This is a genomic window from Bryocella sp. (assembly GCF_058498515.1).
The window spans coordinates 63,313-86,777 of the sequence record NZ_JBMHYI010000071.1 but is presented as its reverse complement, the minus strand read 5'-3'; the positions used below and the strand labels follow the sequence as shown (position 1 = coordinate 86,777).

General features: G+C 63.9%; 13 protein-coding genes. 3 read left to right on the top strand and 10 right to left on the bottom strand.

Annotated features, from left to right (window positions below):
• Positions 1-5: 5 nt before the first annotated feature.
• Entirely contained in the window at positions 6-560 is a 555-nt protein-coding gene (locus tag AC5E6W_RS21945; RefSeq protein WP_491754483.1) for a serine O-acetyltransferase, read from the top strand.
• Entirely contained in the window at positions 557-1,585 is a 1,029-nt protein-coding gene (locus tag AC5E6W_RS21940) for a glycosyltransferase family 2 protein (RefSeq protein WP_491754482.1), read from the top strand. The genes AC5E6W_RS21945 and AC5E6W_RS21940 overlap by 4 nt, the downstream gene beginning before the upstream one ends.
• A 10-nt stretch (positions 1,586-1,595) precedes the next feature.
• On the opposite strand, the gene AC5E6W_RS21935 is transcribed toward AC5E6W_RS21940, so the two are convergent.
• From AC5E6W_RS21935 to AC5E6W_RS21925, 3 genes are read right to left on the bottom strand one after another with little or no spacing between them, the layout of a single operon-like run.
• Positions 1,596-2,189: an acyltransferase gene (locus tag AC5E6W_RS21935; RefSeq protein ID WP_491754481.1), complete on the bottom strand. Its 594-nt coding sequence runs from the start codon at positions 2,187-2,189 to the stop codon at positions 1,596-1,598.
• A 4-nt stretch (positions 2,190-2,193) separates the two neighbouring features.
• Complete coding sequence (locus AC5E6W_RS21930; protein ID WP_491754480.1) at positions 2,194-3,249, bottom strand: glycosyltransferase family 2 protein; 1,056 nt, start codon at positions 3,247-3,249, stop codon at positions 2,194-2,196.
• A complete protein-coding gene (locus AC5E6W_RS21925) occupies positions 3,246-4,526 on the bottom strand; it encodes a glycosyltransferase (RefSeq protein WP_491754479.1) in 1,281 nt (426 codons plus the stop codon). Before AC5E6W_RS21925 ends, AC5E6W_RS21930 begins: the two co-directional genes overlap by 4 nt.
• Before the next feature lie 162 nt (positions 4,527-4,688).
• Between AC5E6W_RS21925 and AC5E6W_RS21920 the strand changes: the two genes are divergently transcribed.
• Positions 4,689-5,840: an acyltransferase family protein gene (locus AC5E6W_RS21920; protein WP_491754478.1), complete on the top strand. Its 1,152-nt coding sequence runs from the start codon at positions 4,689-4,691 to the stop codon at positions 5,838-5,840.
• On the opposite strand, the gene AC5E6W_RS21915 is transcribed toward AC5E6W_RS21920, so the two are convergent.
• The 7 genes from AC5E6W_RS21915 to AC5E6W_RS21885 all read right to left on the bottom strand — a co-directional run bounded on the left by AC5E6W_RS21915 (position 5,774) and on the right by AC5E6W_RS21885 (position 23,439).
• A complete protein-coding gene (locus AC5E6W_RS21915; RefSeq protein ID WP_491754505.1) occupies positions 5,774-7,042 on the bottom strand; it encodes a glycosyltransferase family 4 protein in 1,269 nt (422 codons plus the stop codon). The two genes, AC5E6W_RS21920 and AC5E6W_RS21915, sit on opposite strands and share 67 nt — an antisense overlap.
• A gap of 8 nt (positions 7,043-7,050) precedes the next feature.
• A complete protein-coding gene (locus tag AC5E6W_RS21910; protein WP_491754477.1) occupies positions 7,051-8,040 on the bottom strand; it encodes a hypothetical protein in 990 nt (329 codons plus the stop codon).
• Positions 8,037-10,580, bottom strand: coding sequence for a condensation domain-containing protein (locus tag AC5E6W_RS21905; RefSeq protein ID WP_491754476.1), 2,544 nt, complete (start codon positions 10,578-10,580; stop codon positions 8,037-8,039). Before AC5E6W_RS21905 ends, AC5E6W_RS21910 begins: the two co-directional genes overlap by 4 nt.
• Positions 10,581-10,586: 6 nt before the next feature.
• Positions 10,587-18,512, bottom strand: coding sequence for a hybrid non-ribosomal peptide synthetase/type I polyketide synthase (locus tag AC5E6W_RS21900; protein WP_491754475.1), 7,926 nt, complete (start codon positions 18,510-18,512; stop codon positions 10,587-10,589).
• Positions 18,509-20,488, bottom strand: a complete 1,980-nt coding sequence (locus AC5E6W_RS21895) for an amino acid adenylation domain-containing protein (protein WP_491754474.1) — start codon at positions 20,486-20,488, stop codon at positions 18,509-18,511. The genes AC5E6W_RS21900 and AC5E6W_RS21895 overlap by 4 nt, the downstream gene beginning before the upstream one ends.
• A gap of 79 nt (positions 20,489-20,567) precedes the next feature.
• Positions 20,568-22,010, bottom strand: coding sequence for an oligosaccharide flippase family protein (locus AC5E6W_RS21890; RefSeq protein ID WP_491754473.1), 1,443 nt, complete (start codon positions 22,008-22,010; stop codon positions 20,568-20,570).
• 229 nt (positions 22,011-22,239) lie between these two features.
• On the bottom strand, positions 22,240-23,439 hold the full coding sequence (locus AC5E6W_RS21885; protein ID WP_491754472.1) for an alpha/beta hydrolase family protein: 1,200 nt from the start codon (positions 23,437-23,439) through the stop codon (positions 22,240-22,242).
• Between the last annotated feature and the right edge of the window lie 26 nt (positions 23,440-23,465).

Sequence of the window (23,465 nt, the reverse complement as noted above, 5' to 3'; positions counted from 1 at the left end):
TGAGCATGTTTCGCCAGATCCGCAGCGACTGGAACGCGCACCAGCGCAACTGGTCGCGGCACGGCTTCTGGGCACTCGTCGTTTATCGCTTCGGCAACTGGCGATATGGCATCCACCCAAGAGTGCTGCGCATGCCGTTCTCGTTTCTCTACCGTGTGCTGCACTTCTTCTCCATCAGCTTGTGCGGGATCGAGCTACCGTGCGAGACGAAGATCGGCGAGCGTCTCGTAATCGAGCATGTGGGTGGCATTGTCATCAGCGGCGATGCGGTCTTCGGCGATGATTGCGTGATCCGCAACGGGGTCACGGTGGGCTTGCGTCATCGCGGCCAGCGTGGCTCGCCCCATCTTGGAGATCGCGTAGACATCGGCGCAGGGGCCAAGCTGCTCGGGCCGATTCGCATCGGCAATGATGTTGCGATCGGAGCCAATGCCGTGGTGCTGTGCGATGTCCCTGATGGCTGTATCGCGGTCGGAATCCCCGCGCGCGTGCTGCCCCGGAAAGACAGTGATGCGGCGGTGACGACAGAACCACCGCAGCACGATTGGGTGCTGCAATGAGTTTGGCCGCGCCCTTGTTACCGCAGCTTACAACGCTGAGCGTTGTCGTCATCGGCCGCAACGAGAGCCCGCGGCTGGCGTGGTGTCTCGAGTCGATTGCGCGGATGGATCGCACGGGGCTGCAGGTGGACGTGATCTATGTCGACTCGGACTCGAAGGATGATAGTGTGCGCATCGCGCGTGAACATGGAGCGCGGGTGGTGGAGTTGCATCCGGTGAGGCCGACAGCCGCGATTGGCCGCAACGCCGGCTGGCATGAATCGCAAGCCGAGTTCGTGCTCTTCCTGGACGGCGATACGATTCTCGATCCGAAGTTCGCGCAGGATGCTTTGCTGGAGTTTAGCGCGCCGCGGATCGCATGCGTGTGGGGGCATCGTCGCGAGATTGCGCCGCCGCGCTCGTTGTATACGCGGGTGCTCGATCTCGACTGGATCTATGCTCCAGGTATCGTACCGTTCTGCGGTGGCGATGCGATCTTCCGGCGCAGTTCGCTCATCACTACGCGCGGCTTCGACGAAACGCTCATCGCCGGTGAGGAACCGGAGCTATGCCGCCGTCTGCAAGTGCTGGGGCAGCGCATATTGCACATCGACGCGCCCATGACCCAGCACGATCTCGCTATCGATCACTTTGCGCAGTACTGGAAGCGCGCGGAACGTGCAGGTCATGCCTACGCTGAGGTCTCTACTCGCTTCGTCGGCAGCAAGTTTCCGCTGTGGTCGGTGGAGGCGCGGCGCAATCGCGTCCACGCGCTGGTGCTGCTGGCGCTGCCGGTGGTCGTGATCAGCCTCAGCGCGCTGCTGCGGTCAACGTGGCCTTTGCTCATTGCGCTCGTGCTCCTCGCGATGTTGTTCCTGCGCTCGGCATGGAAGGCGAGATGGAAGCGTGCTGACGCGCTGACGTTACTACTTTACGGCGTGCATTCGCACCTGCAGCAAATCCCTATCGCAGTGGGGCAGTGGCGCTACCGCGCGAGCCGACGCAAGGGACAGAAGCTCAAGCTGGTGGAGTACAAGCGGTCTTAGCGCCGCTGGATCAGTCCTGCGGTCGCTTTTGCAGCGGCTTCGCGGGCACACCGCCTACCGTTGATCCGGCCGCGACATCGCGCGTCACAACAGCATTTGCTCCCACCGTGGCGTGATCGCCGATTGTGACGCCACTGAGCACGGCAACACCGCGGCCTATCCACACCTGTTGTCCCAGAGTGATGGGAAGCGCCATGTGAGGGGAGTCGCGCAGTGTCGCACTTGGCTCGCGGGTGTGATTCGCATCGCGCAGGCTGGCGTATTCGCCGACCATGCAGCCATCCCCAATCACAACGCGGGAGCGCGCGACGATGTGGACGCCGGTTGAGAGAACGACACCTTTGCCGATCACGATCTCGCCGCCGCCCTCGGTCTCGAGATAGACACCGGGGTAGAGCAAAACGTCTTCACCGATGCGTATGTTGCCTGTGCCATGAACCTGCGCTGTTCCCATGACAACGACAGAGGTGGGTAAGTGGTGCTGTAGCGCTGCTGCAAGCTTCGCGTGTGCTACCAGTCGCGCAGTAAGGATGCGGAGGCGCGAGGTTGCGTGGAAGAATCCGCGCAGTGGTCCGATGAGGAGTGCCTTCAGCGTAGAACTCATCGCATCACCATGGCTGTGGCGGCGAGATGCGTCCGCCGTTGGTGTCGCGCCATGCCTGGTCCATCAGGCGGATGAGCGTCCGGAAGTATGCCGCGCGGCGTTGCCTCTCCTCGCTGCGGCTGAAGCGATTGCGCAGGAGAGACGCGGTGTAGAGCAGTTGCTCCATACGCCGAGCGAACCATGCGCGTGAGCCATGATGCTTGCGGTAGTAAAGCAGCGAGCTGCGCATGCGCCACAGCACGACCTGTGCTGCGGTCGAGGAGAAGTCGAGCGTCTTGAGCTGGCGTGAGCTTTCTCCGCCGAGATGCGTAACGATGATGTCCGGCCAGTAGCAGACCTCGTAGCCGGCGTTCTTGAGGCGGCGGCAGAGATCGACCTCTTCGTAGTAGAGGAAGAAGGCGGGGTCGAAGTAGCCGGCTTTCTGCAGGGCTTCGGGCCGCAGGATGGCGAAGGCGCCGGGAATCCAGTCGACGCTCGCGGGTTTGGAGAGGTCGCTCCATGTGCGGTCGAGGCGTCCAAAGAAGCGTGAGCGCGGGAAGCGGTATGCGAGGCCGCTCAGGACGAGGGCGTCGTTGAGCACGGTGTGGAACATGCGCGCCGATGGCTGTAGCGACCCATCGCGGCCCACGAGGCGAGCTCCCCCGGCGGCGCAACGTGGATTCGCATCCATGTGGGCTATGGCGCGATCCAGGGCGCTCTCCTGCAGGAACGCATCGGAGTTGAGCAACACCAGGTAGCGTCCGCGCGCCCGCTGCAGGGCGAGGTTGTTGGCGCGGCCGAAGCCTACGTTCTCGGTCGTGCGTATGAGGCGCACGGCGGGGAACTCATGCTCAACCATCTCGGCGGAGTTGTCGCGCGAGGCATTATCGACGACGAAGATCTCCGTTGTGAAGGCAGCCGCCATGTGCAGTGCGGACGTCAGGCAGTCGCGCAGGAGATCGCGCGTGTTGAAGCTGACGATGATGATGGAGAGCTCGGGGCGGTCGAGCCCCAGCGTCACATGGGGAAATGCGCCTGGCGTCATCGCCGCGGCGGTCTCGGCTGCGAGCGCTGTACTCACTGCGGAGTTTCCTGGGCGGCGAAGCACTGCGCGAGCTTCTCCTGGTTGAGCGGAAGGTTGTAGTCGTGCACGATACGGCGGCGCGCGGAGCGGGCGAGGAACTGGCGCAGTGTGGGATCGCCGGCTAAGAGGGCCAGGGCGTCCGCGAGCTCGACTGCGTTTGAGGGCGCGACGAGGATGCCGTCGCGGCCGGTCTGAATCAGCTCCGGAATGCCCGCGATGGAGGTGCTGACGCAGGGAACGCCCAGGGCCATCGCTTCCATCAACGCGACGGGGATTCCCTCGGCGAAGCTGGCGAGCACGAAGATGTCGGCATCCCGCACACGCGCGAGAGTCTCTTCATGTGGGAGCGACGAGGTGAAGGTGATGTGGCCCTCGAGGCCGTGCGTGCGTGTGAAGTCGATGAGTCCCTGGCGCTCGGGACCATCGCCGATGAGTGTTGCTGTGAAGTCGATGCCTCGGTCGCGCAGCGCTGCGAAAGCTTCAATGAGAATGCGATGGCCCTTCGCAGGAACCAGGCGGCCGGTGCAAACGATCTCGAGGGAGCGCTTCGCCTTCGCAGGCGGGGGTGTGAGCGAGGGAGTGACTGCCGCGGGATCGACGCCGAGGCGCACGACATGCAGCTTGCTCCACTGTCCGGGAGGGAGGATTTGCATCAATTGGCTGCGGCAGAAGTCGCTGATGCAAATGATGCGCGAGGCCTGGGTGAGCTTCTCGCGCAGGTGCTCCGCATCGGTGTTCAGGAGCTCTTCGGGGCCGTGGATGGTCAATGAGTAGGGGATGCGCCACGCGATGGAGGTGAGCATGCCCACCCCAGCCACGGGTCCACCGAAGTGGACGTGCAGGTGATTCAGGCGTCGCGAGCGCATCCAGTCGCCAAGCAGCAGGGCTTCGGCAAGGTAGAAGAGCCAATAGCCGCGTTCGCTCACACGCATGCGGCGGATGGAGAGGACACCGCGAAGCCCGCGGATCGTGGCTGCGGGGTGAATGGCGATGATCCGAAGGAGGAGCATCAGCGTGTTGAGGGTCTTGCCACCCTTGAGATAACGCGTGGCGCGGGCCTCGCGCGATTCCTCTTCCGAGAGGCGGCTGGGGGGCCGGTCGGGAGGATTGATAGAGGCGGTTTCGATGTGCAGGCCGCGCGCGCGGAGGCCCTGTACTTCCTTGAGCAGGAAGGTGTGGGAGATGGCGGGATAGCGGCTCAGCAGGTAGGCGTAGCGGATCGCCGTCGTAGAACGGCGACTCGGCGCGACCTTGCTGGGCGTGGCAAGCCGCATTGGTTTGTTCTCCAGTGCAGGCACATCCTTAGCTTGCTTCGCGGGGTGTTCGGGAGGCCATTCAACTTCGGGGCGTCGGGGTTCCACGAATGGGCTAGTGCGCGGTCGCGCTTGGCGCGATAGGGTGGAATCGCCGCCCTCCAGCTTGCCGGGACCGATGCCTTGCCAAACGAAGTGAATGCCCAGAGCGAACGCCCGATCCAATCGAACAACTTCGATGCGCTGCGGCTTGGGCTGGCGGTGCTGGTGATCTACTCCCACAGCTACGCGCTGGGCGTGGGTTCGGAGGCGACCGAGCCGCTATCGCGGCTTACGCGCGGGCAGATGAGCTTCGGTGCGCTCGCGGTGGATCTGTTCTTTGTGCTGAGCGGCTATCTCATCACGGCGAGTGCCGAGCGATCGTCTCCGGGATCGTATCTCTCGAAGCGCGCGCGGCGGATCTATCCGGCGTTTATCGTGAATGCTTTTGTCTCGGTGCTTGTGGTCGTGCCGCTGGCGCACGCGGTGATCGCGTCTCCCGCGCTTATGAACTTTGTGCAAGAGACACTGCGACTGCGCGAGTTCGAGTATGCCCATGCGTTCCTGCGTAACCCCTATCCCGGGCCGATCAATGGCTCGCTGTGGTCGATCCAGTATGAATGCTGGTGCTATCTGGGAGTAGCGGCGCTGGCTGCTCTGGGGCTGCTGCGCCGGCGTTGGCTGTTGCTGGCGAGCTTCGTAGTGTCGGTGGGCATCAGCGTGGTGTGGCAGGTGAGGGGAATCGTTCTCGGAGGGAAGGTGCTGGGTCGCATCCTTGGATCTCCACAGCTGTGGGCGAGGATGTTGCCGTTGTATCTCGCGGGCGTCGCAGCATATGCCTTCCGCGATGAACTGCGACTCCACGCGCGTGGAGCGATCGCTGCGCTGGTGTTGCTTGCGGCCGCGTGCTTCGTACCCTTTGGATGGACGTTGGTATTCCCGCTTGCAGGTACTTATCTTGCGCTGTATGTGGCCTTCGCTCCGCGGCTGCGGCTGCATCGGTTCGGGCGCTACGGGGATTTTTCCTACGGCACGTACCTGTATGCCTTCCCCGTGGCGCAGATCATCATGAGTGTCGTGGGACATCCGCTTGCGGCGTGGAAGCTATTCGCGTTGACGACGCCTCCGACGCTGCTGGCTGCCATTGCGAGCTGGTATGGGGTGGAGCGCTGGTTCCTGAGGCGTGCGCGCCCGAAGGACTTTGCAAAGGCGCCGGGTGCGGCGCGCTCTCAAACGATGACTGTGGCGCGGGCTTCGGCTGCCGTGGTTGCCTTGGACGCCAGCGCGGACTCGTAGATCGCCAGCATGGCATCGACCTTGCTCTCCCAATCGAAGTGCTGTTCCACACGGGCGCGGCCTGCAGCACCCATCGTCGCGACGAGCTGTGGCTGCTGGAGCAGGAGAAGCATGGCGTCGCGAAAGCCGGCGACCATGGCATCGCGGCTGGTGGGGGCGATGAGGAAGCCGCAGCTTTCATCGAGATAGTCGAGGGGCCCTCCCCACGCGGTTGCGATGACTGGTCGAGCGCAGGCCATCGCTTCGAGGACTACTGCGCCACCGCACTCGTAGAGGCTTGGAAGCAGCAGGCCCTGGGAGCGGCGAAGCCTTGCCGCACACTCGCTTTGGTCGAGCCATCCGTGGAAGCAGACGCGCGAGGCCAAGCCGAGGTTCTGCGCGAGATTGCGCCATGAGTTGAGCATGGGGCCATCTCCGATGACGTCAAGCTCGACGCCTTCGACTTCGGTCAATGCAGCGAGCACGATATCGAGGGCCTTCCAGTCGACAAGTCTTCCCATGAAGACAAAGCGTGGCGGAGGCTGCGATGGCCCGTAGTTGGTGGGAGAAACGTTCGACCACTTTGCGAGGTCGACGCCATTCTCGGGCAAGGTGATCACCTTGCCATGTGGGACGCCGCCAAGGGCGAGGCGCGTGCGCTCATTGGCGACGAGCACGAAGGCTGCCTCGCGCTTGCCAGGGATGAGCGCTTGCACGATGTCGCTGACGGCGCGGCCGAGATCGATTGCCAAACGGCCCAGCGTCGACCTCCTGCGAAGGAAGGCCTGGGGATACTCCATGCCGCCGTTCATGGGACCAATGACGACCGGTGCACCGACGTTGTAGATCATCGAGGGAAAGCGCGGCGCGACCGGGATGGGTTGATGCACGATGGTGTTGGCATCGACCATGGAGCGGATGATGCTCCGCTGCGCGGTCTGGGTCATCATCTGGTTCGCGAGTCCGAGCGTGGCCTCCGCGATGCGATGCGGCAGGAGCGAAGAGATGCGATGGAAGAGACGCTGCAGTGTTCGGTCGGGGATGAAGTGGAGGCGATGGAGATGCGCAGGAAAGAGCGCTTCAAGCTCCACGCGGCAGCGCTCGTGCACGATGAGGTGCACGTCGACGCCACGCTCGAGAAGGACGCGGAGGTAGTGATAGGGAAGGATGGCTTCACCGCCCCATCGCGTGGAGGCATTCTCCGCGACGAGCAGTACACGCATCGTCACGATCAGGCTCTCCCAGCGTGGAAGAGGCGATAGTAGCCCAGGCTGGCGAGCATTCGCTTAGCGGTCTGCTCGGCCTCGTAACGTTTGCGCGAGAGCTCCACGAAGGGAAGTGCGCGGCCACGCTCCAGGCACGCACCGTCCTGATGAATGATGCCTCTCTGCTCTGCGGGTACGACCCAGGATTTGGCTTCGCCACCCGCGTGAAAGCATTTCATTGCGGCCCAGGGCTCGATGCGCAGCAGCGTCTCACCGGGGATGCCGAGCTTGCGCGCGACTCGCTTGATCTGCGTGCGACGCCAGCAGACCCACTGCGTCGGGTCGAGGTAGGAGCCACCAAGCTTCATGGCAAGCGCAGACCATACGATGGCCTCGACATGCATCACACGCGGAAGCTGGGCTCCGCCAAGGCGTGCGATGAGCCAGTCGAGCCACTCCAGCGTGTCTTCATTCGGGGCGCGCCATTGCGCGACGCCAATGTCCACATGGCGCGCGAGGCGAATGTCATTGTCGAGTGCGTGGCGTACGACCTCCTGCGGCAGAAGGCAGTTGGGCTGCTGCCACATCAGGCGGAGGCCTATCGCGGGCGTTGGCTCGAAGCGGAAGCGATTGGGGAAGAAAGTGTCGGGGTCGATCACGACGATCTCCTCACCCGGATCGCTCATCAGCAAGGGATCAGTGATCTTACGCCAGCAGCCGTGTCCAGAGCGAAAGGCGCGCAGATGAGGCCAGCTCGCGAAGCGGGTCGCTTCGGCGTCGGTGAGGTCGGATGCGGCCGTGACGCTGTGCGATGCGGCCTGGGGCAGAAGCTCGTGCAACGCGTCTGCGAGTTGCTGCTTGTCGTCCTCGCTGTCGGTGATGAGGTGCAGCGCGAGTGGCTCTTCCGCGTGACGAAGCAGGCTCGCGATGCCGCTCTTCGCGTAGGAAAGCGAGCGTGGAGAGAGCAGCAGGAAGATGCGGCGGGGCGGTGCGATGGGCGTACCGATGTCGCTCATCGCAGGGCCTCGTTCAGGTATTCCGCGAGGGCGTCGATGCCTGGTTCGAGGAAGAGCCGCTCGTGATTGCCATCGACCTCGCGGATCGCGATGCTGCCGTGGATGACTTCCTTCCAGCCGAGCTCAATCGCGGCGTTGGGGAAGTCCTGGTCGCGCGCGCGGAAGAGCGTCAGGGTGCCGTCATAAGTCTTCGGCTCGTACTCGTTGATGGCGACGACGTTGATCTCGTTGGCGTCCTTGAACCACGAGGGCAGCATCCGGACACCGAACTTCGCGCTCAGCTGAGCAGCGTACCGGATGGCGCGCGTGTGCAGCTTGCTTGCGATGTAGTTGCGACGGGCGTCAATGCTGAGCGTCTCCGTGTTCCCGCGAAGACGTCCGACTCGTTGGTTCACTTTCTCTTGCGTGGAGAAGTTGCTGCGCTGTTCTTCATCGAAGCGACGGGTGCGGGAATCTAACATTCCAAGCAGGGCGATCTCTTGTCCCGTGGCGCGAAGCTGCTGGGCCATCTCGAGCGCCAGCGTTCCACCGAAAGAGTAGCCGAGCAGATAGTAGGGGCCTTGCGGCTGCAGGGTACGCATCTCCGCGATGTAGAACGCAGCGAGGTCTTTCATTCGCAGCAGCGCCGGCTTGCCTGGAAGCAATGCCTGGGCCTGGATGCCATACACCGGGCGATCCGCGCCGATGCGCCGCGCCAGACCATAGAAGCTGATGACGTTGCCGCCAACGCCGTGAACAATAAACAATGGCTCACGCGAGCCCTCCGGCTTCAACGCCACGAGCGAAGACTCGCTGCGAGCGGAGACGCGCAGGCGGATCAGGTTCGCGATGGCGGCGATGGTGGGCGAGCCTACCAGGCCGGCGAGGCCGATCTCCATCGCGAAGGTGCGATTCATGCGCGTCACAAGCCGCAGTGCTGCGAGTGAGCCGGCGCCCAGCGAGAAGAAGCTGGACTCGACACCGATGCGTTCGATGCCCAGAGTGGTCTGCCAGATCTCAGCGAGCTGCCGTTCCAGCACGTCGCGAGGAGCCATATAAGGCTGGTCGTCGATCGTCGGCTGATGCATCGCGATGCGCTGCACAGCAGGGGCCTGATTCGAACTGCCACGGCCGACGACCGCGCGTGCTTCATCACTGGTGACAGCGAGGTGATCGACTGCAGTCGTTGGGTCATCTAGGGCGGCTTGCATGAGCTCAACAAAGAGACGGAGGTAGCCGCGGATGGTATCCGGACGATGCAGCTGCGGGTTGAACTCGAGCTGCAGGCGCGGGCCTTCCTCTTCGCGATCGACGACGGCGAACATCATGTCGAAGACTGCGCCCGGGCTCTCCGACCGCAGGGGAACGATATGCATGCTGCCCTCTGCGCTGGCGATGCGGCGCGCGAGCATAAAGGACCTCTGATAGAGGAAGAAGATCGGGATCTCGAGCGAGTTGTCGCCACGGAAATAGCTGTCGTGGATGAGATCTTCGAAGGGCAGAGCCTGATGTTCTACGGCTGCCAGGGTCCATGCGTTGACGGCATCGAGTAGTTCGCGGAAGCTCATGTTCTCGCGGACAACCGCTCGCATCACCTGGATGTTCATGAAAAGGCCGATGAGTTCTTCCGTCTCTTCGCTGCGATTGGCGCAGGGAGACCCGATGGTGAGATCGCGCCGGCCCGTGGCGCGTGCGAGCATTGCAGCGAAGACTGTAAAGAGCAGCACGTTGAGCGTGACGCCTTCCTTCGCGCAGTAAGCGAGCGCCCGCTGCGTGAGGTCAGAGGGCAGAAGGAGTGTCTGGATATCCCCCGTGGCATGCTTCTTGTGCTCGGGTAGAAGACTCGCTGCATCGGGATCCGTGGGCAGTGCGATGGGCGCGAAGCCGCGGCCCAGTGTGTTGCGCCAGAAGTCCAGAGAGCGCTCGTGTTCTTCGCTGTGGCACCAGTCCTCATGCCACACGGCGTAATCGCCAAACTGGATGGGCAGCTCAGGAAGTTGCGGTATCGTGCCGTGCACCTCGGCCTCGTAGAACTCCAGCATGTCGCGCATCAGTATGCCGTTGGAGATGCCGTCGCAGATGATGTGGTGCATGGTGACAAGCAACAGGTGGTGCGACTCGCTGAAGCGGACAAGGTGCAGCGCAAGCAGAGGACCGTGCTCAAGGTCGAAGTGAAAGGCGGCGTGATCGCGGGTAATGCGATCTGCGGTTTGACGCCGCTCTTCGCCGTGCAGGCTGCTCACATCGTCGAGCGGCATGGGCACATGCATCTGTGGGTGGATGAGCTGCATCAACTGGCCGCCGCGCAGTGCGAATGTTGTGCGCAGCGACTCGTGGCGTTCGGTGCAGACTGCGAAGGCGCGTTCCAGCGCGATGATGTCCAGAGCGCCGTCGCACTGCCACATGAGCGGCATGTTCAGAGCGGGATTGCCCGGATTGAGCTGGTCGAGCGACCAGAAGCGCATCTGGCCGCGCGTGGCCGGCATGGCGTAGAGGTCCCCAGAGACGGCGTCCTGCGCAGTCTGCGGCTCACGTACGAATTCGTCCAGTTCGAGTGCCACGTCTCCTTACCTCGTTACCTTGAACCTCTCGCGCGGCACGGCGGTGATGCGGGCCGGCCCACGAGGCTTTGCTTCCGACGGAGTCTTCGGCAGTGCGCCACAGACCGCAGCTACCGTGCGATGTTCAAAGATCTGCGCGGCCTTGACCGGCAAGCCTTCACGTTGCGCTCGCGCTGCGATGCGGAAGATTGCGAGTGAATCAGCTCCCATCTCGAAGATGCTCTGTTCGACGCTGACCATGTCGAGCTTCAACACCTCAGCCCATATACCCGCGAGCTGCACCTGCTCTGGTGTCGATGGCGCCACGAACTGTCGCTTCTCTGCTTGCGAAGGCGAGCCATCCACCATCTGCAGAAGCGCCTTGCGATTGACCTTGGTGTTGGGCAGCCGCGGAAATTCGGATAGCACGAGCATGGTTGGCGGCACCATGTACGCGGGAAGTTCGCGTTCGGCGATGCGACGAACGCGCTCGCTGAGCTGCGAATCGCTGCTGTGCCGTCCGGCATCAAGGAAGGCAACGAGGCGTGCACTATCCGAGCCCGCGTCCTTCTGGGCGAGCACGATGGCCTCTCGTACGTCGGGGTCTGTGGCGAGCACGGCCTCAATCTCTCCAAGCTCGATGCGATAGCCGCGGATCTTCACCTGGAAGTCGCTGCGGCCGAGCAGCTCGATGGAGCCGTCTCCATGGCGGCGAGCGAGATCACCGGTGCGATAGATGCGCGTGGCAATCCGCGGCGCGGTGACGAACCGCTCCGCGGTGAGTTCCTCGCGATGCCAGTAGCCGAGTGCGAGTCCATCTCCTCCGATGCAGAGTTCTCCTGCAACTCCGATGGGGCAGAGGTTCAGCCTCTCATCGAGCACGTGGAATTGTGTGTTGGCGATAGGAATGCCGAGGCGCAAGGGGCCGTCTCCGGCTGCGACGCGTGTGGCGGAGGACCAGATCGTCGTCTCTGTCGGGCCATAGACGTTCCATACGCTGGAGGAGCGCGCAAGCAATTGGTTGGCGAGGTCTCGCGGGAGAGCTTCGCCGCCGCACATCACCTTGAGGGGCGTTGTGCTGTCCCAGCCTGCGTCGATGAGGATGCGCCAGAGGCCGGGTGTCGCCTGGAGCAGCGTCGCGTGATTGCGCTTTGCGAGCTCGAGCAGCAGATCGCCGTTGCTCACCTGCTCATCCGTGGCGATGACCAGCTTCGCTCCGCTGAGCATGGGCAGGAACATCTCGAGAGCGGCGATATCGAAGGCGAGCGTTGTGACGCCGATGAGGACATCGTCGCTGCCCAGCCCGGGTTCGTGCTGCATGGAGTGCAGCAGGTTCATTAGCGCGCTGTGTGGGATCGCCACACCCTTGGGTTTGCCCGTGGAGCCGGAGGTGTAGATGACGTAGGCCGCGTCGTGGGGTGCAATCGTCGTCGGCAGCGGGTCCATGACGCGGGGTTGCGGTCCCGTGATGTTGAGCATGCGGGTGTTGGCGACAATGCTCGGATCGCGGCCGGTGAGCAGCAGCTTCAAACCTGCATCCTCGACGATGCCGCGCAGGCGGTCCTGCGGATGGCGCTGATCAAGAGGCACATACGCTCCGCCAGCCTTCATCACAGCGAGGAGCGAGCCAGCCATCTCGAGCGAACGCTCAATGCAGATGCCGACGAGCTCACCGGGTCGCAGACCCTCGTGTACCAGACGATGCGCGAGCAGGGTGGCATACTCGTCCAACTCGGCGAAGGTCCAGACGCGACCGTTGCATTCGAGTGCGACCTTGGACGGCATCGACGCTGCATGCTGCGCCACGATGGAAGGAAGCGCGGTGAAGGGCCCGAAGTCTACGGTGGTGTCGTTCCATGTGTCACGCAGCGATTTCTGCTCTTGAGGCGTGAGCAGTTCCAGCGCGGTTGCTGGAGCCTCTGGCTGTTGCATCAGGCTATCCAGCAGCTGCTCCCAGTGGCTCATCCAGCGGGCGATGGTCGACTCAAGAAAGAGCGTGGTGTTGTAATCGCAGGCGAAGTGCAGCCCGTCGGAACGTTCGATGACGTTGAGGAAGAGATCGCTGTTGACGAATTGCTTGGGCTGGCTGGAGATCTCGGCGGTGAGGCCCTCGAAGCGCGCGCTGTCGCCGACACGTTCGAGGTTGAACTGCACCTCAATCAGTGGCAGTCGGCCCGGTTCGCGCTCCAGCTTGAGGTGACGCAGCAGGCTGCCGTAGGTGAATTCCTGATGCTCCTGCGCATCGAGGAGTGCGGTGCGCGTGGCTTTCACGTGGGCCAGCGCCGTCTCGTTGGACGTCAGCTCGCTAAGCACGGGAAGATAGTTGACGCAGTGGCCAACGAGGCTCTCGCCTTCGAGCAGGGCTTGCGCGGCGGTGGAGATGCCGACAACCAACTCCTCCTGACCGGTGAGCCTGTGCAACAACAGCTCGAACCCGGCCAGCAGCGTGACGTACAGACTGCAACCGTTGCGCGCGCTGAACTTCTTGAGCCGCTCATAACGGTCGATGGCAATGTGCCCGCTGTAGGTTGCGCCGGCATAGGCCTTGACCGGCGGACGCGTGTTGTCGGTGGGAAGGTTGAGGCGGGGCGAGCGGCCTTCGAACTTGTTCACCCAATAGCGCTCATTCGCTTCAAACTCGCCTCGCCGTTCGCGCTCACGTTGCGTTGCAGCGTAGCGGCTGAAAGGCATCAGCGGCGACAGCTCTGTCAGCGCACGCGATCCACCGCTGTATACCGCGGCAATCTCTTCGAGCAGTTGGTTCGCGGACCAGCCATCGAGCACGATGTGATGTCCCGTGAGCAGCAGCGCTATGCTCTGCTCATTGAGCCGGAAGGCAGCGATGCGAAGCAGGGGTCCTGCGTGCAGGTCGAAGGGCTTGCGGGCATCTTCACTGCTGTGAGAGCGCAGGGCGTTTTCCTGTGCTTCGGGAGCGAGCGCCGTGAGATCAATCCAGTCTACGGGGCCTTCGTACGCGGGCGCGATACAGAGCGACTCGCCATCTTCACTTACGACGCTGCGCAGGGCATCATGCCGAGCGACGACAACATCGATGGCAAAGCGAAGATCGGCCTCGCGCACGGGGCCGATGAGGCGAACCAGCACGGATTCATTGAAGGCGCAGTTCGCTTCGCGATCGAGCGCGGCAGCGAGGAAGATCTCGCGCTGCGGTTCGGTGAGTGCGACGCGCGAAGGTGTGAGGGTTGCCTCCGACTCGGTCGGCTCCGGTACGCGACATGCGGCAGGGGCACTGCAAGGCAAAACACCATGCTGCTGTAACTCGAGGATGGTATCGCGGAAGGCCTCCTCGATCGCGGCCAAGTCGGCATCGCTATGTGCGGTGGTGAGAAAGCACGGGTAGCCTTCCTGGATATGAATGCCGCGCGCGCGCATTGCGTAATAAAACAGGGTGCCGAGTGGCGTGTCGTTGGGGAAGGCGAAGTAGAACCACGACGAGAAGTGATCGATGCGCACCGGCACACCACGCTCCTGCAGGAACGCATCGAGCGATTCGGCGATCGCTTTGGTCTTCGCGTTGAGGGTCTGCTGCAGTGCAGGTCCGTTTTGCTTGAGGTGCTGCAGAACGCTGCGGGCTGCAGCCATCGCGAGTGGATGACGAACGAAGGTGCCTGCGAAGAAGGTGACCCCGACCTCGGGGATGGAGTCGTCGCCATAGCTCCAAGCGCCGCCGTCGAGGGCATCGAGATACTGCGCCTTGCCGGAGAGTACGCCGATAGGATGGCCGCCGCCGATGACTTTGCCGTAGGTGCACATGTCGGCGCGGATGCCGAGGTACTCCTGCACGCCGCCGGGTGCGACGCGGAAGCCGGTGACGACCTCATCGAGGATCATCGCGGCGCCGTGCTGCTCGGTGATGCGGCGAATCTCGCGGATGAAGTCGAAGGGCTTGTTCTCAGGATGGCGCGTCTGCACGGGCTCGATGAGCACGGCAGCGATGTCATCGGCGTTGCTGCGAATGAAGTCGAGAGCCTCGGGTGTGCCGTAGTCGAGCACCGTGACATTCTTCACGTTGTCGAATGGAATGCCGGGGGCGATGGGAGCGCTGCCGCGCGGGGTCTTGCGAACCAGCACCTCATCGAATGTGCCGTGATAGTCGCCCGCGAAGTACACGATGCTGTCGCGCCCGGTGACGGTGCGCGCGACGCGAATGGCAGCCATCACAGCTTCGCTGCCAGTGTTGCAGAAGGTCACGCGTTCGTTGCCGGTGAGCTCGTAGATGAGCTCGGCGACTTCGCCGGCGAGAGCGGACTGCGGACCGATGGCGACGCCGCGATCCAGCTGCGCGTGCGCGGCTTCAACGACGAACCCAGGCGAATGGCCGAACATAATGCAGCCGTAGCCGTTGACGATGTCGATGTACTCGTTGCCGTCAATGTCCCACAGGCGTGAGCCGCGAGCGCGGTCGGTGACCAGCGGGTATACCATCTCCTTCCACTGTGGCCGGAAGCCGGCAACGGCGCGAGGATCAGCGAGGCGGGCGCGGTCAGCCGCGGTGCGTTGCTTGGAGCCTGGAGTCTTCGCGGTGTAGCGGGCGATGAGGGCTTCGATGTAGTTGCGCTGCTGCGCTGTGATCTCCTGCGAGGCGCGTTGCGGAGGACGGAAGGAGCCGTGCTTCGTATCGAGCGCAGCAGCGGCTTGCGTGACGGGAGCTGCGGTCTTCATCGGAGCGGCTGGCACGGGAACGGTGATTGACGCTGCGGGGAGTGCGGCGGAAGTTCCGGACTGAACCGCTGCCTGCAGTGCGGCGACCTGCTGCGCGAACATCGCGGAGAGTTCGACAACCTGACTGGCGAAGAGCTGATCGATAGATGAGGACGATGGGGAGGAGCCAGAGGCTGCGAACTGTGGTGCGGAGACCGAGGAGGCTGATGGAGGCGCGGCTACCGGAGCGGGCGCGACAGCGTCGGGCGGCATGTGCGCATCGAGATGCTGTGCGAGCGAGGCGATTGTCGAGAGCTGCTCCATCACCTGGCGAAGAGTGATCTTCACGCCGAATTTGCGGCTGACCGCTAGCGTGGCCTGGGTGAGAAAGAGGGAATCGAGTCCGAGCTCGAGGAAGGTGAGGCTGTACTCTGCAGGCGAGATGTCGACGCCGCTGAGCTCGGTGAAGAGCGACGCGGCTTCCTGCTGCAGACGTTCGAGGCGCGGCGGTAAAGCCTGAGGCCCATTGGAGGTCGAGAGCATTGCCTGGTTCGGAGTCATGGTCGCTGGGGCTCCTTCAAGAGTGGCCTGGGCAGAGAACGCGGCGGTGTGCGTCGCAGGGAGCTCTACCCAATACAGCTTGCGTTGGAACGGATAGGTGGGAAGGCTGATGCGATGACGCTGCTCGCTGGCGTAATAGCGCGGCCAGTCGATGGCGACTCCTGCGGTCCACAGTGCAGCAACGGCATCACGTGTGTCTCGCGCGCGACCGCTGGACTTTGTGCCGGGGAGAGAAGCGATGGCGAGCATCTCGGGTGCGTTGGCGCGCTGGTGCAGCGCGAGCGAGGTAAGCGCCTCGCCTGGGCCGCACTCGAGGAACGTGTCGTGGCCTGCATCGATCAAGGTGCGGAGCGCCTGCGCATAGCGGACAGGGCGGCGCACTTGCTCGGCCCAGAAGCGCGGGTCGGTGGCCTGCTCGGCGGTGATCCAATCGCCGGTGACGGTAGAGACGTAGGGCCGATCGGGCGCTCGCAGTGTAACCTTTGCCACCGCGGCCTCGAAGGTCTGGAGCATGGGCTGCATCATGTGCGAGTGGAAGGCGTGCGAGGCCTTCAAGCGCTTGCACGCGATCTTCTCTTCCGCGAGCTTAGCCTCAACTGCTTCGATGGCCTCGAAGGGGCCGGCGAGCACGCTAGTGCGTGACGAGTTGTAAGCTGCCACATTGATGGCGTCGCTGGCGTAGGCATCGATGCGGTCTTCGCCGAGCGCGACAGAGAGCATGGCGCCGGTCTGCATCGACTGCATGAGGTTGCCACGCAGGCAGACGAGCTGCATGGCATCTTCCGTGGACATAACGCCCGCCAGTACAGCGGCGACGTACTCGCCCACGCTGTGGCCGACGAGCGCTGCAGCTTGCACGCCCCAGCTCTGCCAGAGAGTGGCGAGCGAGAGCTCGACGGCGAAGAGCGTGGGCTGGGCGAAGCGGGTCTGAGCGAGTTCTACTTCGGCTTCGTCATTGGCGGGATCGCCGAAGATAAGCTGGCGAAGACCGTGGGCTCCGGCTTGTTCGGCGATGGAGAGACAGAGGTCGAGCGTATCGCGATAGATGGGTTCGCTTGCGTTAAGCTCCCGTCCCATGGCGGTGAATTGAGAACCCTGGCCGGGGAACTGAAAGACGATGCTGCGTTGTGAATGCGCAGGCGGTGCGGGTGATTGACTGGAGCGGAGCGCGTCGACTGCGTCTTCGGGCGTTGCAGCGACGATGGCCCAACGCGAGGCGAAGGTGTGACGGCCTGTAGCGAGGGTGTAGGCTGCGTCGGCGAGGTTGGTTGCGGGGTGAAGCTCGAGATGATCGGCGAGTGCGAGCTTTGCTTGTGCAAGTGCTTCCGGCGTGCGCGCGGAGAGGCAGAGCACTTGACGCTCGCGGCGTGCAGCGAACGTTTCGATGGCTGGCCCTTCTTCAAGGACGATGTGCGCGTTGACTCCGCCGACGCCGAAGGCGCTGATGCCGGCGCGGAGGGGTAGATCGCTGGACGGAGGGGTCCATGGCTCCGGTGCCCCGATGAGGCGGAAGGGCGAGCCTGCGAGGTGAAGCTCGGGATTTGGTGCGGTGTAGTGTGCGAGAGCGGGCAGTGTGCGGTGCTGCATCTGTAGCACGGTCTTGATGAGGCCCGTGACACCGGCAGCCGCGTCGAGATGGCCGATGTTGCCTTTGGCAGTGCCGAGGGTGCAGAAGCCTTCGCGGTCCGTGCCTCTGCGGAAGGCTTGCGTGAGCGCGGAGACTTCGATGGGGTCGCCCATCGGTGTGCCGGTGCCGTGGGCCTCGATGTAGGTGATGGTGTCGGGGCTGACGTTGGCCATGGCCTGCGCGGCGGTGATCGCGCGCAACTGGCCATCGACTCCGGGCGCCATGTAGCCGGCCTTCTGCGAGCCATCGTTGGTGACGGCGTAGCCGCGGATAACAGCGGCAATGTTGTCTCGGTCGCGCACGGCATCGTCGTAGCGCTTGAGCAGCACGATGCCGGAGCCGTGGCCGAAGAGGGTGCCGCTGGCCTGCGCATCGAAGGGGCGGCAGAAGCCATCGCGCGAAGTCAGACTGCCTTCCTGCGCGATGTGGCCGCGATGCTGCGGGAAGGTGATGGAGACGCCGCCGGCGAGCGCCATGTCGCACTGGTAGTTGAGCAGCGATTGCGCAGCCTGGCAAACGGCAACGAGCGACGTCGCGCAGGCTCCCTGGACGGTCATCACAGGTCCGCGCAGGTTGAGCTTGTACGCAATGCGGGTGGTGAGGAAGTCCTTGTCGTTGCCGGTGAGGTAGGAGAAGTCGCCGACCTGGTAGCCGTTGGTGAACTCTTCGAGGAAGGCGCGGTCGTGCGCGAGGTTCGCCAGCAGGTAGGTGTTGAGCGCGCAGCCTGCGAAGAGGCCGATCTCGCCAGCGAAGGTGTGCGGATCATAGCCGGCATTTTCGAAGGCATTCCAGCAGCACTCCAGCAGTAAGCGATGCTGCGGGTCCATGCGTTCGGCTTCGCGTGGAGGCACGCTGAAGAACTCTGCATCGAAGAGGCCGACATCTTCGAGAATGCCGCGCGCGGCGATGAAGTCGGAGTTGCCGGGGACGTTGTTGGCTGCGTCCTCGGGCCGGAAACGCGAGATGGTGTCGCGGCCTTCGACAAGCACGCGCCAGAAGCTGGCGAGGTCGGGAGCGCCAGGGAAGCGGCCAGCCATCCCGATGATGGCGATGGCGTTCGCCGCATCCTGCGGATCGAGCCGATAGCTCGTCGGGTTGCTCATCGAATGACCTCCGTGGAGGCGCGCGTGTTGCGCAAACGAGCGAGAGCTTCGCGCTGCAGGCGGGCGCGGTCCTGCTGACCGCTGTTGGAGCTGACCTGCGCGGGCTTGGCCTCGCGTTCGAGCCTTGCGGCGAGCGAGCGGATGGTGGCGTGCTCGAAGAGCCAGGCCATGGGGACGCTACGATCGAGCGTGCGCTCGAGTTCGGTGCGCAGCGCGGCGAGTTTTAGCGAGCTTGCGCCAGCGTCGAAGAAGTTCTGGTCCAGGCTTACTTGCTGCAAGCCAAGAACGCGGCGCCAGGTTTCGGCGAGCGTGGTCTCGAGCTGGTTCTTCGGAGCATCGCCGATGCCTGCGTACTGCGTGGCCCGTACGTAGAGGCTCTGCTCCTTCAGTGCGGCGACGAGCGGACCGCGATCCACCTTGCCGTTGACGTTCATGGGCAGTGCGGGAAGCCACGCATAGCGCTCAGGGCGCATGTGTGCAGGCAGGCGCTGCTCGACGAAGTGGCGGACGCCAGCCTCGTCCGTGTCGCTCTCGCGAGAAACAATGCAGGCTGCGAGCTGCGTGCGGCCTTCGTGCTCGAAGGGCAGCGCGCTGGCCTGTGCGACGATCGGGCACTCGGCGAGCACGGAGTCAATCTCGCCGAGCTCGATGCGGAAGCCGTTGATCTTGACCTGACGATCGGCGCGGCCCATATAGACTAGCTCGCCATCGGCACGGCGGCGAGCGAGATCACCGGCGCGATAGAGCGTCTCGGCGTGTGCGAAGGGACTGGCGACGAAGCGCTCGGCGGTAAGCTCGGGGCGATTGAGGTAGCCACGGGCTACGCCGGCGCCGCCGACGAAGATCTCGCCGACTTCGCCGTGGGCAACGGGCTGCAGCTGCTCGTTGAGGAGGTGCAGGGTGAGGTCGGGGATGGGCTCGCCGATGAGGCTCTCAGTCTCGCTGGCGACGTCATGTTCGCGCACGCGACGATAGGTGACATGCACGGTGGTCTCGGTGATGCCGTACATGTTGATGAGTTCTGGCTGCGCGTCGCCGTGACGGCGCACCCAGGGCGCGAGCGCGCGAAGGTTAAGGGCCTCCCCGCCGAAGATGACGCTGCGCAGCGCGAGCGGGCGCATGCGACCAAGGGACGCGGCGCGTTCTTCGGCCTGGATGAACTGATTGAACGCGGTCGGTGTCTGGTTGAGCACGGTGACGCGCTCGGCGGCGAGGAGCTCGTAGAACTCTTCGGGCGAGCGGCTTGTCGCGAAGGGCACGATGACCATGCGGCCGCCGGTGAGCAGCGGCCCCCACATCTCCCAGACGGAGAAGTCGAAGGCGAAGGAGTGAAACATGGTCCAGACGTCATGCTGGTCGAAGTGGAACCAGGGGGCGGTCGCTTCGAAGAGGCGGGTCACGTTGCGCTGCGTCACCGTCACGCCTTTGGGCTTGCCGGTGGAGCCGGAGGTGTAGATAACGTAGGCGAAGCTGTCGAGCGTGGCGGCGCAGGGCGGCGCGGAAACGGTCATCAGACAGGCGAGAACGTCCTCGATGATGAGGACGGGCGTCTGTGTGCCTGCGAAGTCAGCCAGGTGTGCGCGGTCGGTGAGGACCGCGATGGGCTTCGCATCGTCCAGCACCTCGCGGATGCGCAGCGATGGCGTCTTGGGATCGATGGGGAGATATGCCGAGCCAGAACGGATGACGCCGAGCATGGCGGCGACCATTGTGGGGGTGCGTTCAGTAAGGATGGCGACGAGGGACTCGGGTTGTGCATGATGAAGCGCAAGTGCAGACGCAACAACTTCTGCCTGTGCGGCGAGCGTGCGATAGCTTATGGCCATCCCATCGAGCGTCACGGCGGTGCGGTCCGCGTGCTGCTCCGCGACACGGGCGAAGCGCTCCCACAGCGTTCCGCCGAGCGGAGACGCAGTGATGCGGCCGGAGGACACCTCCGTTGAGGGCGTCGCGGGATGGGCGGTCGTCGCGATCATGAACGTTCTTTCATGAGTCTCCGAGAGGGGCGCGGCAGGTGGCGATACTTCCATCGGTCCGTGGCGTCCCTCCAAAGCGTCAGGCGTAGTGCCGCAGGCCGAATCCAAAAGCCAGCAGTGCGAGGAACAGCAGCGTCAACAGAAGGTCCTGCCGGAGCGGCCGCACGCCTTCGCGCTGGGCTCCGAACTGGGTGACGACATAGAGTGGAAGGTCTCCGGCAGCGACAGCGACGACTGCGCCGGGCAGGCCAAAGAATCTGAAACCAAGCGGAATACCGATCAGCATCGCCGCACAGTAAAGAGCGTTGCCCACCGCGTTATAGGTGGACTTGCCAAGCGAGAAGAGCACCGGCTGCGTGGTGGTGTAGAGCAGCGTGTGCCAGAGGCCGGCGGCCAGCACTGGGATCATCCAGGATCCCTCGTGGTAACGCGCTGGGTAGAACTTGAGGATCAGCAGGTTGCCCCAGACGATCATTGCAGCGAGCATCACGGCGCCCCCGCACAGGGCGTAGCCGCGGTAGCGCAGGAAGCGCGCGCGGAAGTCCTGCTGCGGAAGATGCATAAGCTTGGCGACGAAAGGGAAACCGACTCGTTGCGAGAAGGCATTGATGATGGAGCGCGGAACGTCGGAGATCTGGAAGGCGATGCCATAGATGCCCAGTGTGGTCAACGAGATCATGCGGCCGAGCAAGAGGCGGTCGGCCTGCGAGGCGAAGAAGTAGAAGGCAGTACCGAGCACGATCCACTTTCCGAAGTGGACGATGTCCTTCAGGCTTTGACGGTCCAGCGACCAGCGGTTGCGCAGACCGGGGGTGACGGCCGGGATGTGGCTGAGCACCAGGCGATAGACGCCGGAGACGAGGTTTCCTGCGACCAGCGCCCACACCGATGGCCAGCGGTAGGCCCAGGCGACGGTGACGATTAGCGCCAGGATCTGGGTGGAGAAATCGATGGCGAAGAGCCGGCGGACACCCATATGGCGCGAGAGCGTGAGAAAACCCGTGCTGTTGAAGCCTCCGATGACGCAGCTGAGCGCGAGTACGGCGAGGACGCGGGTGAGCTTTGGGTCGCGGTACCAATGGGCCGCAGGGGCGGCAATGGCCATCGCGATGAACCACAGCGCGATACCGCGAATGGCCTGCAGCGTCCAGGCAGTGTTCAGGAAGCGTGTGTCGTCGCCGCGAATGCTCTGGATGATGCTGGGGCCGAGGCCGAGGTCGGAGAGGAGCGAGATGCCGACGATGATGGTCGAGACGAGGGCCATTTCGCCGAAGGCCGCCGGCACGAGCAGGCGAACCAGCACCAGGCTGTTGACCACGCGCAGGCCCTGCGCCGCGCCGTAGGAGATGACGGTCCAGGTCGCGGCCTTGACGGCGGAAGATTCGAGGATCGAGAGGATGGAGGCCTGGGACTCGCCCGGAGGTGGATCGGGCGCAGGGGGCAGTCCCTCGACCAGAACCTCCGGCTCCATCACCGAGGGTGCTTCGAGAATGACGGTGCCGTCTTCCAGCGCGCTTTCCATAGCCTGCCTAGTTGTCCTTTGGATCTAGCTACCTCTTCGTTGGCTCGGAGACGGGAGGGCTTGCCTTCGCGGCTCGTCCGGAAGGTCTGGCCGCAGTAGAAGATCGTTCTCGCAAGCATCGCCTGTTCCCCTGGCGAAAGGGATAGCCACTTCGTGGTATGCAGGCGAGGGGCGCTGCCCCTCTGGTAACTGGCCGATCGGTGACTCGTGGAGCTGACGGTGGAGGGCTTTACCGCGTGCGAGGCGCCGGCCAGCGCTCGACGCGGACTTCCGGAAGCTGGCTCTGGCCGGGCGTCAGCAGCGCGGAGGACCGATTACGGAGGGTTTGGTCGAAGAACGCTAGCAGGATCGCCCGCAGAACCTGCTGGCTGCGCTCTGGGGCGATCGGGCCGGTGTTCTTCCCGTTTTCGAGCGGCTGGAGGATGGGCTGGTCCGTGAAGTCGGCGTGTTGGGTGCCCGCGACGAAGAGACGCAGGCCTCCGAAGCGTTGGAGGCTCTCTCGGGTGAGCCGGAAGTCTTCGCGATCCATCTTGTCTTCGGGATTCGCGACTCCCCCAGGTGTGGGCAGAGTCTGGAGGTCGAGCTCGCGTTCGCGGCTTACGTCCTCGTAGACGATCATCACCTGCTGCGCCGCAGTGCGTTGATCGAGACCGGCGAAGGTCCAGCCGTCGAGGTTTACCGCCGCGACGATGCGCGGATCGAGACCACAGAGCCGCAGAGCGGCGGCTCCGCCGAAGGAATGTCCCCAGGCTCCGACGTGTTGCGTATCGAGACGATGGTGCAGTGCGTCATGGGGATCGTTGTTGAGCCTATCAAGTTGATCTAGCGCAGCACGCATGTCCGTGGCCCATACGTCGAGTTGCTGATTCCAGTAATCCATCTGCTGCTGGGCGGTGGCGGTGACGCCGTGCGGACCCTGCAGCTGCTGGGAACCATAGATCACCGTGCCATCGGCGAGCTCCATCCGCTCGGCGTTCAGCGGGTGGTCGACCGCGGCGATCACGTAGCCATGGCTGGCGAGCTCCTCGAAGGCGATGGTGTTCTGGGTGCGTTCGCCGCGCCACCTCGGGCTATAGAGCAGCACGCGAAGAGGCTCGCGGGCTACGGCGGCGGGGGCGTTCCAGCGTGAATGGGTGGGAACCGCGGCCTGGTAGACGTCCCGCCATGTGGTCTCCTTCAGGCGACGAGCGTTCGCGACAGGAGCGTTCGAGGGTACTGCCGGGTACCAGAGCTGGACGACGAGCGGGCGGGTCGAGTGAGGATCAGGCGATCCATCCAAGGCGCGGCCTGATTCGCTGAGATAGAGAATCCTAGTGCCGACGGCGTAGGAGCCAGTGGGTTCGGGCAGGCGGAACCGATGCGCGGCGTAAGCCAGCGACCCCGCTCCAAGGAGCAGGAGTGCGGCTAACGCTCCGAGGGGAAGGATCACTCGCAAGGCTCGGCCTCCGGCTCCGC

Excerpts from the sequence above, each read along its gene's own strand:
- AC5E6W_RS21925 (WP_491754479.1), bottom strand. The coding sequence starts at position 4,526 with ATGCGGCTTGCCACGCCCAGCAAGGTCGCGCCGAGTCGCCGTTCTACG.
- AC5E6W_RS21900 (WP_491754475.1), bottom strand. The coding sequence starts at position 18,512 with ATGAGCAACCCGACGAGCTATCGGCTCGATCCGCAGGATGCGGCGAAC.
- AC5E6W_RS21895 (WP_491754474.1), bottom strand. The coding sequence starts at position 20,488 with ATGATCGCGACGACCGCCCATCCCGCGACGCCCTCAACGGAGGTGTCC.
- AC5E6W_RS21940 (WP_491754482.1), top strand. The coding sequence starts at position 557 with ATGAGTTTGGCCGCGCCCTTGTTACCGCAGCTTACAACGCTGAGCGTT.
- AC5E6W_RS21945 (WP_491754483.1), top strand. The coding sequence starts at position 6 with ATGTTTCGCCAGATCCGCAGCGACTGGAACGCGCACCAGCGCAACTGG.
- AC5E6W_RS21890 (WP_491754473.1), bottom strand. The coding sequence starts at position 22,010 with ATGGAAAGCGCGCTGGAAGACGGCACCGTCATTCTCGAAGCACCCTCG.
- AC5E6W_RS21915 (WP_491754505.1), bottom strand. The coding sequence starts at position 7,042 with ATGCGTGTACTGCTCGTCGCGGAGAATGCCTCCACGCGATGGGGCGGT.
- AC5E6W_RS21935 (WP_491754481.1), bottom strand. The coding sequence starts at position 2,189 with ATGAGTTCTACGCTGAAGGCACTCCTCATCGGACCACTGCGCGGATTC.
- AC5E6W_RS21910 (WP_491754477.1), bottom strand. The coding sequence starts at position 8,040 with ATGAGCGACATCGGTACGCCCATCGCACCGCCCCGCCGCATCTTCCTG.